Genomic DNA, 16,386 nt, shown 5'->3' on the forward strand with positions numbered 1-16,386 from the left:
CGACAGGAGGAGAAGGAACGACGTGGGCTCAGGGCGTGGGCTGCGTCGCGCCCTCGGTGGAGCCTCGCGGCGACTGCGTGGGACGTGTACCGTCGTCGCGCCCGGCCGGTGGTGACCTGGGCGCGGCGCCTTCGCCCTGCTGCGCGCCACCACCGCCGACGCCCGGGCCCTCGTCCCCGCGCGGCGAGTCCCCCTCACGCGGCGGCGAGACCTTCACCTGCATGCCCTCGCTCACCTCATCGCGCGCCGAGCCGAGCAACACCACGTCTCCTTGCTGGAGTCCCTGGCGCACCTCCACCCGCTTCTCGACGTCGTCACGCAGTCCCAGAGTGACGCTCACGCGCTCCACCTTCTCGTCGCGCACGCGCAGCACGGAGGGCTTGCCCTCCGCGTCGTCGATGGCGTCCAACGGCACCGCCAGCGCTCGCACCGACTCCGAGGCCACGCGTCCCTCCGCGAACAGACCCGCGAGCAATTGCAGGTTCGTGTTCGGAATCGCGACGTAGATGCGCACCTGCCCCGTGTTCGGGTCCACCACCGGGTTGATGCGCTCCACCTGCCCGGTGAACGCGCGGTTCCCATAGCCGGTGACCCGGAACTCCACGGGCGTCCGGGCCTTCACCTGGTCCAGGTTCGCCGCCGGCACGGAGGCCTCCAGGCGCAACGTGCGCGGGTCCACCACCGTGAACAACGGCGCACCGGGTTGCACCACGTCACCGGCGCTCGCCTGCCGCTCACTGACGACCCCCGCGAAGGGCGCGACGACGCGCGTGCGTCCCAACTGCTCCTGCGCCAACGCGTAGCGCGAGCGCGCCTCCGCGAGCTGCCCCTTCGCCTGCGCCACGGAGAGCTGGGCCCGCTCGAAGTCCCGCTGGGTGATGACCCCCGCCTGGGCCAGCTTCGCGCTGCGCTCCTGCTCGGCCTCGGCCACCTGCAAGGCATTGCGCGCCGTCGCCACCGCGGTGCGCGCGGCGATGACCTGGTCCCGCAGCGTCGCGTCGTCGATGCGCGCCAGCTCCTGGCCCTGCTTCACCACCTGGCCTTGCTGCGCCTTGAGGTCGAGGATGGTGCCGCCCACCTGCGCGCGGACCGCCGCCGCGGTGCGGGCTTGGAGCGTGCCGGAGATGCCGGGGCCGGAGCGCAGCTCGCTCGCCTGGACGCGCGCCACGTTCTCCTGTCCCAAGGTCAGCACGGGCGGGGCCAAAGGTGCCGCCTCCTCCGAGCCCTTCTTGCATCCGGCCACCGCGCAGGCAGCCGCCAGCAGCACCCCCTTGATTCCGCCAGCGACCGTCCCTCTCATCCGTCGGGCTCGTCTCACCGCGCGTCTCCGTCCTCCGCCAGTCCCTCCCCTGCCCCTGGCGGGCCGGCTAAACGTGGTGTCGGCCCCTCGCCTCCGGAAGTCGGCCTCTCGTGTCGCCCACCCCAGGAGACAAAGGCAGGCCGCCTGCTCCCGGGCATAGCGGGCAGCCAGCCTCACCGAGCGGATGCCACGCCCTTCGTGTCCGTGGTTACGGCGCCACCGGGACTTCACTCATCAGCAGCGTGCCGCCCGTCTCGAAGCTGGAGGACGGGCCACAGGTGGGGACCACCGTGCCCGACGCGCACGCCACCGCCTGCGTCCCCGCGCGCGTCGTCTGCGAGCGGCAGCGCGCTCCCGCCGCGTCCCACTCCGCCTCCAGGCTCCAGCTCTCGGTGTCCTGCTGCACGCCCGCGGCGTCGTACAGGTTCACCCAGTTCCCATCCGTCGTATACGACGTGCCGTCGCCACAGAAGTCCGCGCGCACCATGCGCGTGCAGGCCTGGTGCAGCTCGCCCAGGCTCTGGCCATTCACGCTGCCCACCCACGGGCGGTAGCCGAAGCGCACGCACTTGGCCAGGGCCGCGCCCTCGCACGCGAAGGTGAAGGCCTGCGCGTCCTCGAGCTTCGCGCCGCCGCCCGCCACGCCCTGCCGGTAGTCCCAGCGCCCCGTCAGCGCAATCGCCCCGAGCGCCGAGCCATCCGCCGCCTGGCACGCGGGCTTCCACGCCCCTTCGTCGGCCGCGTAGTAGGAGACGCGATACACCCAGACATCCGCGCTCGCGCCCGTGGCCGGCTGGATGTCATCGATGCGCAGGGGAACCGTGTCCCCGCTCCCGAGCTCCCCCACGAAGCGCGCCCCGAGGAAGTCCATCCCGGACACCACGCCCTGCGACGTCGCGCCGTGGAGGACGCTGCCGTCCAGCCACGTGTCCGACAGCGCGGGAGCGCCCGCGTCCGCGCGCTCGGCGCCCGCGAAGCGCACCGACACCAGCATCTGCCCCAGCTCCGTGCTGTTGAGATTGCGCCCGTTGAGGTTGCGGCCATTCAGGTTGCGCCCATTGGGCGACGACAACCCGGCCACCTGGGTCCCCAGCGTCCGGGACTCCTCGACCTCCACCGCGCTTCCACAACCCCAAAGCCCGCAGGCGATGACCATCGCCCCCACCATCCGCCTCGCCACCATGCCCCGACCCTCCCCGGCCCTGCGCTACTGGACACAAGGTTCGCAGGAGCCTGCCCGCTCGCAAGGAGGAGTGATGACCCCACGACAATCGTCCCACCCTCGAGGGGGTGGCGAGCAGGCACGACAGGGTGAACGGGCGCTTCCAACGTCCTGTGCCGGGCCACTCCCCGGACCCACATCCGGGCAGGCTCACGGCCTGGGTGCGGACAGGTCCGCGCACACGCGCAGGCCCATCGTCACGTCGCGCAACGACGGCTCGGGCAATTCGCGGTTCGTCGAGCGCGCGGAGGTGGCCGCGAACGCGAAGCTCCCACCTCGCGCCACCGCGCGCCCTGGCTCCAGCCACGAGCGGGTCCATTCCCAGACATTGCCCGCCATGTCGTCCACGCCGAACGGACTGCGCGACGCGGGGTGGCTGCCCACCTCGTCCGGACCGAAGCCTCCGGGCTGCTTGCCGTACGTGGTGTCGATGTTCGCGTCGTCCGGGCCCAGCCTGTCGCCGTGCGGGAACTCGCGCCCGTCCACGCCGCGCGCCGCGCGCTCCCACTCGAGCTCCGAGCACAGCCGAGCTCCCGGCACCCGGCCGCTGAAGGACAGCCAGGACACGTACGTCTCCGCGTCGGAGAAGGAGATGCCGCTCACCGGGAAGCGCAGCCAGTCCTGCGTCCCGCGGCGGGTGCGGTTCGCGTAGCGGATGGGCTCGTCCGCGCGGGCCTCGTAGGGCACGTTGCCGGGCTGGAAGCGCAGCCGCCAGACACCGTCCACCTGGTCCAGCGCGAGGTGCCCCGCATAGCCCCCCGTGCCCACGCGGGGGCTGTGCGCGGCGCGTGACTCGGGGGACAGGGTCTCCAGGAAGACGAGCCAGTCCGCGTACGTCACCTCGTGCCGCGCGATGAGGAAGCCCGGCACCTGCACCGCGTGCTGCGGCACCGCGTTGAAGAACTCGCGCACGCTGGCGTCCGCGGCGCTGCCGAAGCGGACCTCGCCCGGGGGAACGAAGACGAAGCCCGAGGGAATCGAGCCCTCGCGCGGCAGGCGCAACTCCAGTCGCCGTGCCTCTCCGCGACGCAGGAGCAGCGGCTGCGTCACGGCCTCGTGGTGCGGCGCGCGCAACGTGAGCCGATAGGCGCCCGGTGGCACGGAGACGTCCATCCAGGGCTCGGACTCCAGCGGCAGCGGCTCACCGGGCTGCTCGTTGCCGAGCGTGTCGCGCGTCAGCGGACGCAGCTCCACCTGCACGTCGTGCGCGGCGACGCCCAGGGTGAGTCGGGCGGGCGCGGTCCATCGCCGCCAGCGCTCACCGTGCACGTCGTAGAGGCGCAGGCGCTGGAGCAGCGTGGGCACCATGGCCACTTCTCCGTCCTGCTCGGCCCACAGGGCGCGCTCGAAGAGGAAGTCGGCGAGCGCGTCGCGGACCTCGGGCCGCTCGGGCGCGAGCGCGAGGGCCCGCTCGAGTCGTCCTGCGACTCCATCGAAGCGATGGCGAACCTGCGCGGCGCGCGCGACGCTCTTGCCCCACAGCCGCTCCGCCTCGGGCTTCTGGCCGCTGCCGTAGAGACGGAAGGCCTCCGAGCGCTCGGAGTGGAGCAGGTCCTTGGTCTCCAGCGCGGACTCGAGTGACTTGCGCGCCTCTTCGAGCTCCGCGCGCACCTGACGCTCCAGGCTCCAGCGCTCGCGCAGCTTGAGGCCGCCGTACACGAGGCCGAGCGAGAGGACGAAGCCCACCACGAGCGCGTGGCGCAGCCCGCGGCTGCGGATGAGCGTGCGGCGGGAGGCCCGCAGGAAGTCGCGCTCGCGGCGGTTGAGCTCGGCCACGTCCAGCACCGCCGCCTCGGCGAGCTGACGTGAGCCCCAGAGCAGCTCGCGCGAGTGGTGGTGCTTCTCCCAGTGGGCCGCGGCCGTCTCCAGCAGCGCCTGGACCTCGCGCCGCTCGGCGGCCTCGGTCAGCCAGTGCGCGAGCGAATCCCAGCCCGACAGGAGCGCCTCATGGGCCAGCTCATAGGACGTGCCCTCGGGGGCCTCGCGCGCCACGAGCAGGCGCGCGCGGACCAGGGCCTCGAGCGCGGCCTGGTAGCGCGGGTCGTCTCCGGCGAGCTCGCGGTCCGTCTTGCGCGCGCGGGTCCCGTCGGCGGTGACGAGTCGGAGCAGGACACCTCGCGCCGCGACGCGCTGGTCAGGCAACAGGCGCTCCACGGCCGCGTCCGCGTGTCGGGCCAGGGCTCCGGCCACGCCACCCATCGAATCGAGCGCGGCCTGGGTGATCATCTGCGTCTTCGTGTCGCGGGCCTCCCAGAGCTCGGCGAGCGCGAACTGGAGCAACGGCAGGCCCCCCTCGGCCGCGGCGGTGACGAGCGCGTCGACGAGGGACTCCGACTCGAAGCGGACGCCCTTCACGCGCGAGGGGCCGGTGACGGCCTCGCGGGTCTCCTCGGCGGTGAGGGCGCGCAGGAGGTACAGCGCGCGGGGGACCTCGGCGCCCAGGCCGGGCACGGCGGTGAGCCGGGTGAGGAAGTCGCTGCGGCTGGAGGCGAGCAGCCGCACCCCGCTGGCCCCCTCCGCGAGGCTGCCGAGGGCCTGTCCCGCGAGCGCCGCCTCGTTGGGCTCGGCGAGCGTCGCCAGCTCCTCGAGCTGATCCACGTAGACGAGCAGGCCCTCACGGGCGCCCAGACGGGCGCGCAGGCGACGGGCGAGGCACGCGGGCTCGGCGCGCAGCGCCTCGGCGAGGAGCTCCTCCTCGGTGGCGAGGAGCGCGGCGAGCGCGGCGGAGAGCGCGACCAGGGGCTTGCGTCCCGGGACCAGGCGGACGGTGTGCCAGCGACGGCCGTCCTCAAGCCCGCCATCGACGACGGCGGGGAGGATGCCGGCGAGGCACAGGGAGGACTTGCCGACGCCGGAGTCGCCGGTGATGAGCAGGAAGGACTCGCCGCGCAGGCGCTCCAGCACGGCGCGGCACTCGCGGCGGCGGCCGAAGAAGAGGGCGCGGTGCTCGGCCTCGAAGGCGCGCAGGCCGCGATAGGGATTGCCCTCGGGGACGTGGGTGGGCGTGTCCTCGCGGCACAGGGCCTCCAGGGCCTCGAGGAGCTGGGCGGCGGAGGCGAAGCGCTCGGAGGGCTCGCGGCGCAGGCAGCGGTCGATGATGGCGGCGAAGGTCGGGTCCACCTGCGGAGAGACTTCGCCCAGGGGCAGGGCGTCCTGGGTGCGCACGACGTGAGGCAGCTCGCGCCAGACGACGTCGCGGTAGGGGCCCCGGCCCACGCAGAGTTCGTAGAGGACGATGCCCAGCGAGTACACGTCGCTGCGGGCCGACAGGTCCTCGCCGGCCCAGGCCTCGGGGGACATGTAGTACGGCGTGCCGACGAGGGCGCCCTGGGGCAGCGAGGGCAGGAAGACGCCGTCGAGCGAGCGGGCGGAGAAGTGCGGGTTGAGCTCCGGGTCCAGGTCCATGGGGAGCTCGGGTGGGGTGGTGGTGCGAGGAGAGGGCACCTCGTCGCCCACCGCGCCGTCGAGCAGCTTGGCGAGGCCGAAGTCGAGCAGCTTCACGGCGCCGCTCTCGGTGAGCACGGCGTTGCCGGGCTTGATGTCGCGGTGGAGCACGCCCCGACGGTGGGCGGCGCTGAGGCCCCGGGCGAGGTCCCGACCGATGGCGAGCACACGCTCCCAGCGCAGGGGTTTGACGAGCCGGTCCAGGCTGACGCCGCGGATGAACTCGGAGATGAGGTAGGGCTGTTCGTCGAGTTGTCCCACCCGGTAGAGGGTGACGACGTTGGGGTGCTGGATGCGGGCGGCGGCGCGGGCCTCGACGAGGAAGCGCGCCAGGGCATTGGGGCCGAGGGCGGGGATGAACTTCACCGCCACGGGGCGTTCGAGCAGGGTGTCCTGGGCCAGGTACACCCGCCCCGTGCGTCCCCGGCCGATGGGCCGAACGATTCGGTACTCGTCGAACTCCTCCGGAGGAGTCCACGAGTCTGGCGGCCGGAAGGTGGCGGGGGTGCCCACTCCCACGGGCTAGGCATCCGGACGTCCAGCGGCAACCCCTTCCCCCGTCCGAAAGGGCAGGAGCGCGCTGGAAGGAGCCACCCGATGTCAGGTGGTCGTCACTTCCCGCCGGTGGGAGGTGTCAGCCTTCCTATCCGTTCGGCTTACGCGCCTTGCTCGGCTTGAGCATGTTTCGGATCTTGTTCTCCAGGTCCGAAGGCAGGCACGGCTTGGCGACGAACTCATCGGCGCCGGCCTCGCGGGCGTGCTCGGCGTTGCCCGCGAGCACGTGGCCCGTCAGCGCCATGACGGGGATATCGCGGGTCCGAGTGTCCTGTTTGATACGTCGGGTGGCCTCCCAGCCGTCCATGACGGGCAGGGACAGGTCCATGAGGATGATGTCCGGCTCGCTCGTCTGGGCCTTCTCCACCGCCTCGACGCCGTCCCGGGCGGTGTCCACCTCGAAGCCGACGAACTCCAGGTATTCCGCATACATCTCCCGGGCATCGTCGAAGTCGTCGACGACGAGGATGCGCTTGCGGTTCACGGGGGACACGGCCGGGGTCGCGTCCGCCACCGGCTCTTCCGAAGTCTGGGTGGCCGTGCGCTTCATGAAGCAGGTGCCTCGCGTGTAGGGAAACAGCGGTAGACACGACAATCTATGCACGCATCCGTCATCGCGCCCACCCCACATCGCCCCAGGGGGCACCCCACCACCGTTCAATGGAGAACGGTGGTGCACGGCGTGGCCCGTGTCGCGGGGGTCAGTCGTTGGAGATGTAGACCTGGATGAAGTGCTGCGCATTCGGCGGCTGACCCGTGGATTCGATTCGAGTCACCAGGAACCGTCCGTCCGGAGTGACTCCGAATCGGGGTGAGGGATTCGGAGTCAAATCGGGCGGCGGACGCAGCAGCCCCTCGAGAGGAACCCATTCGCCACCAACGAGCTTTCGCATGTGCAGCGTCTCGGGCTGCCCAGCGGCCTCCGGCTCCCCCAGGAGGACCACCAGCGCCCCCGAGGAATCCAAAGCGAAGCGACGCACTTCAGCCCTAGCCCCAGCTGGGAACCGTTCTTCGAAGGCACTGCCAAGCTCGCGCCATGCAGCGCTCCACCACTCCCAAAAAGAGAGTTTTTCCGCATCATGAATCGCCACGAGAGGGCGCCCAGGGGCCCCCACACCCCAGGCCCATCCACTCGGGTGCCCCAGCGTCAATGGCGTGCTCTTCCATTCTCCCTCACTCCACCAGCGCGTCTCGTAGCGAATGGTATCACCCGAGGCATTCATCTCTCCCCAGATGACAACTGGATTCCCGCCCCCATCGAGTTCCATCGCCGTCGAGCCCACACTCCAATTTTCTGCGGGTCGAAACAGGCCCCGTCGAAGCCAGGTTGTGCCATCCCATTCATAAACGAAGAACTCCTCGCGGATGGCGAAGCTCACGAACCAACGCCCCTTCCCATTCGTTCTCAAGGAGAGTCCCCAACAGTAGGTTTTCGGGGCACGAATCACGGCACCCATCGAGACCCATTCACTCCCCGTCCATCGCCGGACATGAACTTCCCCCACTTCATCGTCGAGCCACCCCACCACCGGGTGCTGACTCTCATCCAGGCGCGCATTGAAATAGGTGACCCTCCCAGCAACCCTCAGTGGAGTTCCGCCCAGCAATTCCCAGGCAGCGCCCGCCCATTGATGAATGAACACGCCTCCGCTACCGCTGTCTCCCCATGCGACAAGGGGCCTGCCCGACGTCGGGACGAGCACCTCGGGAAAGCTGGGCGTGCTGTATTGAGGAGGGTCGCTCGTAAGCGCATTGCCCAGCGGGAGGAAGCCAGGAACCGTCCAGCGCCATTCATCACCCTGCTGAATTGAGTTTCCAGCCAAGTCTGTCACAGAGGAATCCATCACCACCTGGACAGCCACATCCTTCGGCAGTCGGCTCGCTGGACTTATCGTCAACACCCTACCGTCTGAGGACAGGGCCACGTCCCCTGCGATGACTTTGGAGTCCACCTCCAGACGAACGGAGGACACATGAACTGTCGACGGCTCGAGCCCCTCTGAAAACTCAGCGCGAACCGTATGACCAGCTCGGACTTGAGAGTCGCCTGGCGAGGGAACGCGCGACAAGAGGACCGGAGCTGTTCTATCCACCCTCAACAATCGTGGCTCGCTCAGGAACACCCGCTCCGCCAGTATCGTCCGCACGAGCAGCTCGTGGTCTCCCTCTGACAACGACTGCGTCTCCAGGCGCAGCCTGTACGGAGGAAGCAACGTCTCCACCGCAATACCATCCACCAGCAACTCCACCTTCTCCGGTGAGGCTCCCGTCAGTTCGACCTGGAGGTCGACACCACCGTTCGTCGCCGCCCGGGACAGGATGAGCCGTGCCCCCACGGTGGGCACCCCAGCGTCGAGCTCGACCACCGGAGGCTCCTCCACCTGGATGCCTGGGATATCGATGCAAGCGCTCCAGAGGAGCCCGAGGGAGACGACGACAAGACGCAATGTGGAATGACGCATGACGTGACAGGAGGGCAATTTGCATTCCATCGATGCCGGGCCTCGCTCAGCCCCCGGGACGGAGCCCGGCCACTCACAAGGCCCCTGAAGAAATCTCAAACAGCAGACGGGCGTCCACATGGAAGGACACTTCGTCGACCTACTGGGCCCATGAATCCTCGATGGGCCTCCACAAACAGCAACGCCCCCGTGGAAATCCACGGGGGCGTCATCAGCCTCGGACGGCGATACGTCGAGCCATCATTCGGCGGGGCTGTCTCAGGGAGTCGGGGCGGGGGTGATGCCCAGGCCAGTCACCGTGAGGTCCGTGACGACAGGCTGGCCCCAGATGTTCTCGTACGTCTGGTTGATGCCACGGCTGGCCAGCTTCGAGAACGCAACCGTGAACCCAGAAACGAGGGTTGGATTGATGGGCGCATAAGCCGCCCCAGAGGGATGCTCGAACGTGAAGTAATAACGGGTGCTGAATCCGGATCTCGTGATGGCGAAAACGGGCCGCTCGGGCTGGCTTGCATTCGTGATGAACGGCGCGGTCGGCTCATCCATGTACAGGGGGAAGCCCTGTCCACTGATGTTATTGACCTCACCGTACGAGACACCACCCACAGTGCCGTTGCCGTCGAGGTCGTAATTGAACAAGACCTGGACCTGCCCGTCCCCGACACGCAACGGGGAGAGGGGCGAGCTGAAGGTGAAGTAAACGCGTTCCCCTGTCGTGAGCTGCTGCGCAACGGGAGGAAGCGAGCTCTCCCTGTAACGAGCTTCCGTGACGGTCACCGCCGCGGGGGCCGTCGGCTCACCGCCAAAGAAGAAGCCGACTCGCTCGTAGAGCTGCCCCGTCTCCACGGAGACGGCCCTCAGGTCCAGGTTGTACTCCTTGCCCGTCTGAATCGCGCCAGTGGAGGGGGTGATGGTGGCGCTGTAGCCGCCGTTCCCCAGGGCCACGGTGACGGGCAGCGCCTCCTTGGCGTACTCGTCCGTCAGGCGCGCCAGCAGCGAGCCCTGCTGCACGGGCTGGTTGAAGTACAGATAGATGGGCTCGCCCGGGCGCACCATGTTGTGCAGCGGCTGCGAGCTCGAAGCTCCACGCAGCATGGCCACGTTGCTGGACTCGACGACCAACGCGCTCCCCGTGGGACGCGACGCCGGCAGGTTGAGGATGCGCGTGGTGCCGACCGACACCACGGACGCGGCCGAGTAGGTATCCACGTAGCCGTTGATCTCCGGGACGCCGTCGCCGTTCGAGTCCGTCGGCGCCACCCACAGACGGTACTGCCCCGTCTGGTTCGTGAAGCGCGCCAGTTCCTGCGCGGTCGGGATGTTCTGGAACAGCAGCACGCCCTGCTCGTCGGACGTCGCTTCCACCACCACCGTGCTCACCACGCCCGTCGTGTTGTCACCGTTCGACAGGACCACCGTGCCCGCGGGGGACGCCTCGAGCGTCGCGCGCACGTTCGCCGCGGGGCGCCCCTGCGGGGTCACCAGCAGGAAGCGCAGCGAGCCATCCAGCCGCGTCAGCGTCACCGGACCGAAGCTCACGTTCGCGTTGTTGAGGGGCACGTTGCCCGCGGACGACGGAATCTCAGAAGTGGCGCGCAGCGTCGCGTAGCCCGTCTTCGTGAACGTCAACAGCACCTGCGAGCCCGCCGGGACACCCTTGAACTCGAAGTTGCCCTTCGCGTCCGTCGTCCCCGCCAGCGGCTCATCCGAGCTGCCAATCGTGATCTCCACCGACGCATCCGCCAGCGGCTTGAGGTCCGTCCCCAACACCTGGCCCGACACCGTCCCCTTCGGCGTCGCCGGCGTCACCACCGTGACGTTGTCCGGCTCACGCACGCCGTCCGCGATTCCGTCCCCGTTCTCGTCCTTGAAATCGTCTCCACACCCGAGCGCCAGGAACGGCACCACGGCCATGACCAGATGCTTCTTCATCTTCCCCACCTTGTATTGGATTGGCTCTGACGCCCCAAAACCCCGAAAGAGCGCGCATCGGACACTCTCCGACCCGGGCCCTCCACGTCAAGAAGGCGACAGTCGCGGGTGCAGCACCACTCGGTGGCCTGCCCCGCGGATCACATACCTCCCGGGTCCGACAACGGGGTCCATCCAGACCCTGATGGGTTGAATCTCATCCATTGAGACGCGTTACCTGAGCGGATGGCTGATACCTTGCCCGCATGGTGGATGTGAATGAACCGTGTCTCGGCTGCGCCATCACTCGCGGTGAGCACCGCCCCGTCGGAGGCATCCTGGCTCGCGCTCCCGGGCTCGTGCTGCACGGCGTCGCCGGTCCCAGCCCCGTGCCGGGGTGGGTGGTCATCTCCAGCGAGCAGCACGCCCGCGCCTGGTACGAGCTGGATGACGGGACCTCCCGGGAACTGGGAGCCTTCGCCGCCCGCGTCATGAGGGCCCAACGCGAGGTCCTTGGCGCCGAGCACGCCTATGCCTTCGCCATCGGCGACGTGCTCCGGCACTGCCACCTGCACCTGGTGCCTCGTTTCGCCGGGACGCCCCAGCGCCTGTGGGGCCGCGCCGTGTTCGACGCCCCTGTCGCCGACCACCTGCCCGCCGAGGCGCTGGAGGCCGCCGCTCGCGCCCTGGCCGCCGCACTGTCCGGCTGAGGTCCCCACTCGGGGGGACGTGCTAGACCCACCCTCTCCCTCCTCCCGAGAGGTACCGCCCGTGTCGTCCGAGCCCCGCAACCGCGTCCTCGAGAAGATGCTCGAGCGCCTCTACGCCGCGCTCGCCTCCGGCCCCAGCCTCAACTGCCGCCCCCACCACAGCCGCCAGCGCCTGGACCTGGCCACGCTGACCCGACTCGACGGCACCTCACCTCACGCCGTGCTGGCCGCGCTCCTCGGCGACAAGGCCACCGTCCGGCTCGCCGTGAAGCCTCCCGTGTCCAAGGGGCGTCTGACCGCACCCGGCGGCGCCAGGACCAGCTCCGCTCGCCTGGCCGCCGACGCCCGCGACGAGAACTCCGCCCCGCCTCGTGCGGCGAGCATCTCGACACGCCACGAGGACAAGACCCGCGACGAGAACTCCGCCCCGCCTCGTGCGGCGAGCATCTCGACACGCCACGAGGACAACACCCGCGACGAGCCCCCCGCCCCTCCTCGTGCGGCGAGCACCTCGACGCGCCACGAGGACAACACCCGCGACGAGCGCACCACCCCCGTGGGGGATGACGCGATTGCGCTCGCCGCATCCTCCCGGCCCGAAAGCGACTTGAGTATCGAGCGCGACACCCCAGCGCTCATCCGCGACGAGCGTGCCTTCGAGGACGAAGCCCGTGACGACCGCCCATCCCCCACCCGCGCCGAGGAGGAGCAACAGGCGCTGCTTCGCAAGCTCGCCGCCATCGTCGAGGACGCGCGCATCTTCGAGCAGGACACCGGCGCGCACGTCCTCCACGTCGGCTTCCCACTGCTGCAGCTCCCCCCGGGCCCCAAGGACAAGCGCGGCTTCGGCACCCGGCGCATCCTGGCCCCCATCGCCTTCGTCCCCGTGCGCATCACCCTCAAGAAGGGGCGCACCCCGTCCGTGGAGCTCGAGGGCGCCGAGGAAGGGGTCGACCGCGTCGCCCCCAACACCGCCCTCCTCGCGTGGCTGGAACAGCAGACCGGCCAGCGCTTCGGCGAGCTCTTCGCCGACGAGACCGGCGAGGACCCGTGGCGCGAGGTCAACGAGCTGGTCGCCCTCGTCTCCAAGTCGCTGGAGCTGCCCGTCCCCGAGCCCTTCACGGCCCAGACGGCCCTGTCCGCCGTGCCCCGTCCGGACGAGGACGCCGCCACGCAGGCCGCCATCCTCCCCAGCGCCGTGCTCGGCCTGTACCCGCTGTCCAACCAGAGCCTCGTGGACGACATGCGCGCCCTCGTGGACGGCGAGCCCCTCTCCGGCCCCATCGAGAGCTTCCTGCGCGTGGACGTGTCGCTCGACCAGCCCACCCACCCAGGCGGCGGAGAGCGCAACCTGGAGGGACTCAAGCGCGCCGAGGACGAGCGGCTCGTCACCATCGCGGACCCCTGCCAGGCCCGCGCCGTGCGCCTGGCGCGCAGTCGCCGAGGGCTCGTCATCCACGGCCCTCCGGGCACCGGAAAATCCCAGACCATCGCCAACGCCATCGGAGACCATCTCGCCCGGGGTGAGCGGGTGCTGTTCGTCTGCGACAAGCGCACCGCGCTCGACGTGGTGAAGCACCGCCTGGACCACCTGGGCCTCGGCAGCCTGTGCGCCGTCGTGCACGACGCCCAGCGAGACCAGCGCGACCTCTACATGGGCATCCGCGAGCAGCTCGACACGCTGGCGGAGACCCGCACCGACGCCGCCGTCCCGCGCGAGCTGTCCCGCGTGGACACGGAACTCCAGTCGCTCCACGACGAGCTCACCACCGCCGAGCACGCCCTCTCCGCACGCCCCGAAGATGGCTCCGCCCCGTCCTTCCACGAGCTGGTGGGCCAGTGGCTCGCCCTCGAGTCCCCCGAGGCGCTCACGCCCGCCACCGCGTCACTCACCTCCGCGCGCCTCGCCGACGTCACCGCTCGCGAGCGCGAGGCACGCGAGGTGTTCGAGCGCGCCCTCAAGGAGGGCTACCCGGACAACCCCTGGCGCGAAGCCCTGGGCGTCGACCTGGCCACCTACCTCGCCACGCCCCTCACCACCTGGCGCGAGCGACTCGGCGCCACCGTCGAGGCGGCCCGTGACGCGGACGCGCTCACCTCGCCGGACATCCCAGCCTTCGGCGCGGAGCCGGAAGCCGAGGGGCTCGCGCGCGCCCACTTCGCCGAACAGCTCGCCCCCGTGTTGGAGACCACGAACCCGGAGTCCCTCGCCCGCTGGGCCGCGGCCTCACCGGACACGGTGCGGACCGCGAAGGCCCAGCTCGAAAGCCTCTCCCCTCAAGTCCAGGTGCTCTCCGAGGGCCCGCTCGACACCGAGCTCGCGCTGATTCACCGCGAGCAGCCGCAGGCCCTGGGTGCGCTGTCCACCGCGCTCGCCACGCTGGGCGCGTACCTGGGCATCGCCCGCAAGTGGTACGCGTTCTTCTGCTTCGCCCGGAAGGCCGACGCGCGAAAGGTGCTCCAGCAGTTCGGCCTCACCCTGGGCTCGGCCACCGCCGAGCGCGTCCGTCACTTCCTCACTGGCGCCCGCGCTCGCGCGCTCCTGGGCGAGTTCCACCGCGCCACCCTCGCATCCACCTCCGCGAGCCTGCCCGATGAGACGCTCGCCCGGGACTTGCGCGCCCACGCCGCGCTCTTCGAGGTCCTCGGTGCGCTGGACTCGACGCCACGACTCGCCTCGTGCCGGGACGCCGTGCGACGGGCCCTGACGACGGACGCCGCGACACGAGCCGCGCTGCTGACGGGACTGCGACGCTCCGCCGCCCGGGGCGCGGCCGTGGCGAGGCTGGAGCAGCGGCTCGCCGAGACAGGGCTGTGCTCCTCCGAGTGGCTCACCCTCCGCGTGCACGAACTGCGCGCCAGCGCCCTGCTCACTCCCGTCGCCACCGCGCTCCAGTCACGTCTGTCCACGGTGGAGGGGATGCTGCGTCTGCGCTCGCTCCTGTCGGGCATGCCATCGGCGTTGGCGACCTCGGTCGAGTCGCTCGCGCGCCTGGGCACGGACGCGCGGACGGGCTGGACGGCCGTGCTCAAGGCCACGCTCGCCGCCGAGGCGACCTCGCGCCTTCGCGAGGACTCCACCCTCCAGCACGTCGACGCCGAGCGCACCCAGGCCACCCAGGCGCGCTACCGCGTGCTCGAGGAGAAGAAGCGCGGCCTCGTGCGCGACGCCATCCTCCACCGGTGGACGCAGCGCCAGCGTGAGCGGCTGCTCGCGGCCAACGGCGGTCGACTCAACAGCCAGGGCGCGGAGCTGCGCCGACGCCTCATGTTGCGCGGAGAGCGCGCCATGCGCGTGCGACAGGTCATCGCCACCGGCCTGGACATCGACGGCGGAGACCCGCTCTTCGACGCCCGACCCGTGTGGATGGCCAGTCCCCAGACGGTGGCGCAAATCTTCCCGCGCCGCCCCATCTTCGACGTCGTCATCTTCGACGAGTCCTCGCAGTGCCGACTGGAGGAGGCCCTGCCCGTGCTCACGCGCGCCAGGCGCGTCGTCATCGCCGGAGACCCAAAGCAGCTTCCGCCCACGCGCTTCTTCGAGTCCGCCGTGGTCCAGAGCCAGCAGGACGCCGAGGCCGAGACCGAACAGGGCCTCTTCGAGGAGCAGCAGTCCGAGGTGGAGGACCTGCTCTCCGCCGCCCTCAACCTGGACATCGACCAGTGCTACCTCGACGTGCACTACCGCTCGCGCGACGCGGACCTCATCGCCTTCAGCAACGAGCACTTCTACGACAAGCGCCTCCAGGCCATCCCCGCCCACCCCTCACACCGCGCGCCGCACGCGGCCCTGCGCCTGCTCCCCGTGGGCGGCACCTATGAGAAGCGCGTCAACCAGGTCGAGGCCCATGCCGTGGGCCAGCTCGTGAAGGAGCTGCTCGCCCGGCCCGAGCCCCCATCCATCGGCATCGCCTGCTTCAACCTGTCCCAGCGCGATGCCATCACCGATGTGCTCGACGAACTCGCCGCTGAGGACGCCACCTTCTCCGCACGACTCGCCACCGCGCGCACCCGCCGGGGTGCCGGCTCCTTCGAGGGCCTCTTCGTGAAGAACCTGGAGAACGTCCAGGGCGACGAGCGCGACCACCTCATCATCAGCACCACCTACGGCCCGGACCGACAGGGCCGCTTCTACCGCCGCTTCGGACCGCTCGGCAGCGCGGGCGGTGGCCGGCGCCTCAACGTGCTCGTCACCCGCGCACGCCAGCAGGTGCACCTGGTCACCTCCATCCCTCGCGACGCGTACACCGCCCTGCCCCCCGTGGAGCCCGGCCGGCAGCCCAACGGCGGCTGGCTGCTCTTCGCCTACCTCCAGTTCGCCGAGTCCCTCTCCCAGCCACAGCGTCCCACCACGCCCGAGGCCGCCCCCCGGGAGCTCGTCGTCCACGAGCACGAGACCGACGCGGGCTCCACCTTCGCTCGCGCGCTGGCCCACCACCTGGCCCGCCGCCACCAGGTCTCCTCCGACGTGCACTGGGGCAACGACGGCTTCTGCGTGGACGTGGCCCTGCACCACCCCACCTCGCCCGGCGACGTCACCGTGGGCCTCTTGTGCGACGGCACCCGCTACCCCAAGGCCGCGGACCGCGTGGAGTGGGACCTGTTCCGCACCGGCGTGCTCGAGGGCCAGGGCTGGAAGCTCGTGCGGCTCTGGACGCCCCACTTCTTCCGTGACCCGGAGGGCGCCACCACCCAGGTGCTCCAGCGCGTGGGCGAGGTGCTCATGCGCCAGCCCGCCCCGCTCACCGTGGACACACCCGACAAGCGCGCCCTGCACTGAGC

General features: G+C 70.4%; 8 protein-coding genes. 2 read left to right on the plus strand and 6 right to left on the minus strand.

Features of this window, described 5'->3' with window-relative positions; genetic code table 11:
• Positions 1-28: 28 nt before the first annotated feature.
• From VZQ01_RS16710 to VZQ01_RS16735, 6 genes are all read right to left on the minus strand, one after another.
• Positions 29-1,300, minus strand: coding sequence for an efflux RND transporter periplasmic adaptor subunit (locus VZQ01_RS16710; RefSeq protein WP_426748348.1), 1,272 nt, complete (start codon positions 1,298-1,300; stop codon positions 29-31).
• A 208-nt stretch (positions 1,301-1,508) separates the two neighbouring features.
• On the minus strand, positions 1,509-2,483 hold the full coding sequence (locus VZQ01_RS16715) for an ADYC domain-containing protein (protein WP_426748349.1): 975 nt from the start codon (positions 2,481-2,483) through the stop codon (positions 1,509-1,511).
• Between the two features lie 189 nt (positions 2,484-2,672).
• Positions 2,673-6,479: an nSTAND1 domain-containing NTPase gene (locus tag VZQ01_RS16720; protein WP_426748973.1), complete on the minus strand. Its 3,807-nt coding sequence runs from the start codon at positions 6,477-6,479 to the stop codon at positions 2,673-2,675.
• 130 nt (positions 6,480-6,609) lie between these two features.
• Complete coding sequence (locus tag VZQ01_RS16725; protein WP_426748350.1) at positions 6,610-7,071, minus strand: response regulator; 462 nt, start codon at positions 7,069-7,071, stop codon at positions 6,610-6,612.
• Positions 7,072-7,222: 151 nt separating this feature from the next.
• Positions 7,223-8,887 (minus strand): Ig-like domain-containing domain, encoded by a 1,665-nt coding sequence (locus VZQ01_RS16730; RefSeq protein ID WP_426748352.1) that lies wholly within the window; start codon positions 8,885-8,887, stop codon positions 7,223-7,225.
• A gap of 354 nt (positions 8,888-9,241) precedes the next feature.
• Positions 9,242-10,915 (minus strand): carboxypeptidase-like regulatory domain-containing protein, encoded by a 1,674-nt coding sequence (locus VZQ01_RS16735; RefSeq protein WP_426748353.1) that lies wholly within the window; start codon positions 10,913-10,915, stop codon positions 9,242-9,244.
• Positions 10,916-11,160: 245 nt separating this feature from the next.
• Here VZQ01_RS16735 and VZQ01_RS16740 point away from each other — a divergent pair, with 245 nt between their 5' ends.
• Positions 11,161-11,604 (plus strand): HIT family protein, encoded by a 444-nt coding sequence (locus VZQ01_RS16740; protein WP_223749802.1) that lies wholly within the window; start codon positions 11,161-11,163, stop codon positions 11,602-11,604.
• Between the two features lie 61 nt (positions 11,605-11,665).
• On the plus strand, positions 11,666-16,384 hold the full coding sequence (locus tag VZQ01_RS16745; protein ID WP_426748354.1) for an AAA domain-containing protein: 4,719 nt from the start codon (positions 11,666-11,668) through the stop codon (positions 16,382-16,384).
• The last annotated feature ends 2 nt before the right edge of the window (positions 16,385-16,386 follow it).

Origin of the sequence: Myxococcus faecalis, assembly GCF_050039385.1 — a bacterium.
Classification (GTDB): domain Bacteria; phylum Myxococcota; class Myxococcia; order Myxococcales; family Myxococcaceae; genus Myxococcus; species Myxococcus fulvus.

Coding starts and splice junctions, on each gene's coding strand:
- VZQ01_RS16710 (WP_426748348.1), bottom strand. CDS start 1,300: ATGAGAGGGACGGTCGCTGGCGGAATCAAGGGGGTGCTGCTGGCGGCT.
- VZQ01_RS16725 (WP_426748350.1), bottom strand. CDS start 7,071: ATGAAGCGCACGGCCACCCAGACTTCGGAAGAGCCGGTGGCGGACGCG.
- VZQ01_RS16740 (WP_223749802.1), top strand. CDS start 11,161: ATGGTGGATGTGAATGAACCGTGTCTCGGCTGCGCCATCACTCGCGGT.
- VZQ01_RS16715 (WP_426748349.1), bottom strand. CDS start 2,483: ATGGTGGCGAGGCGGATGGTGGGGGCGATGGTCATCGCCTGCGGGCTT.
- VZQ01_RS16735 (WP_426748353.1), bottom strand. CDS start 10,915: ATGAAGAAGCATCTGGTCATGGCCGTGGTGCCGTTCCTGGCGCTCGGG.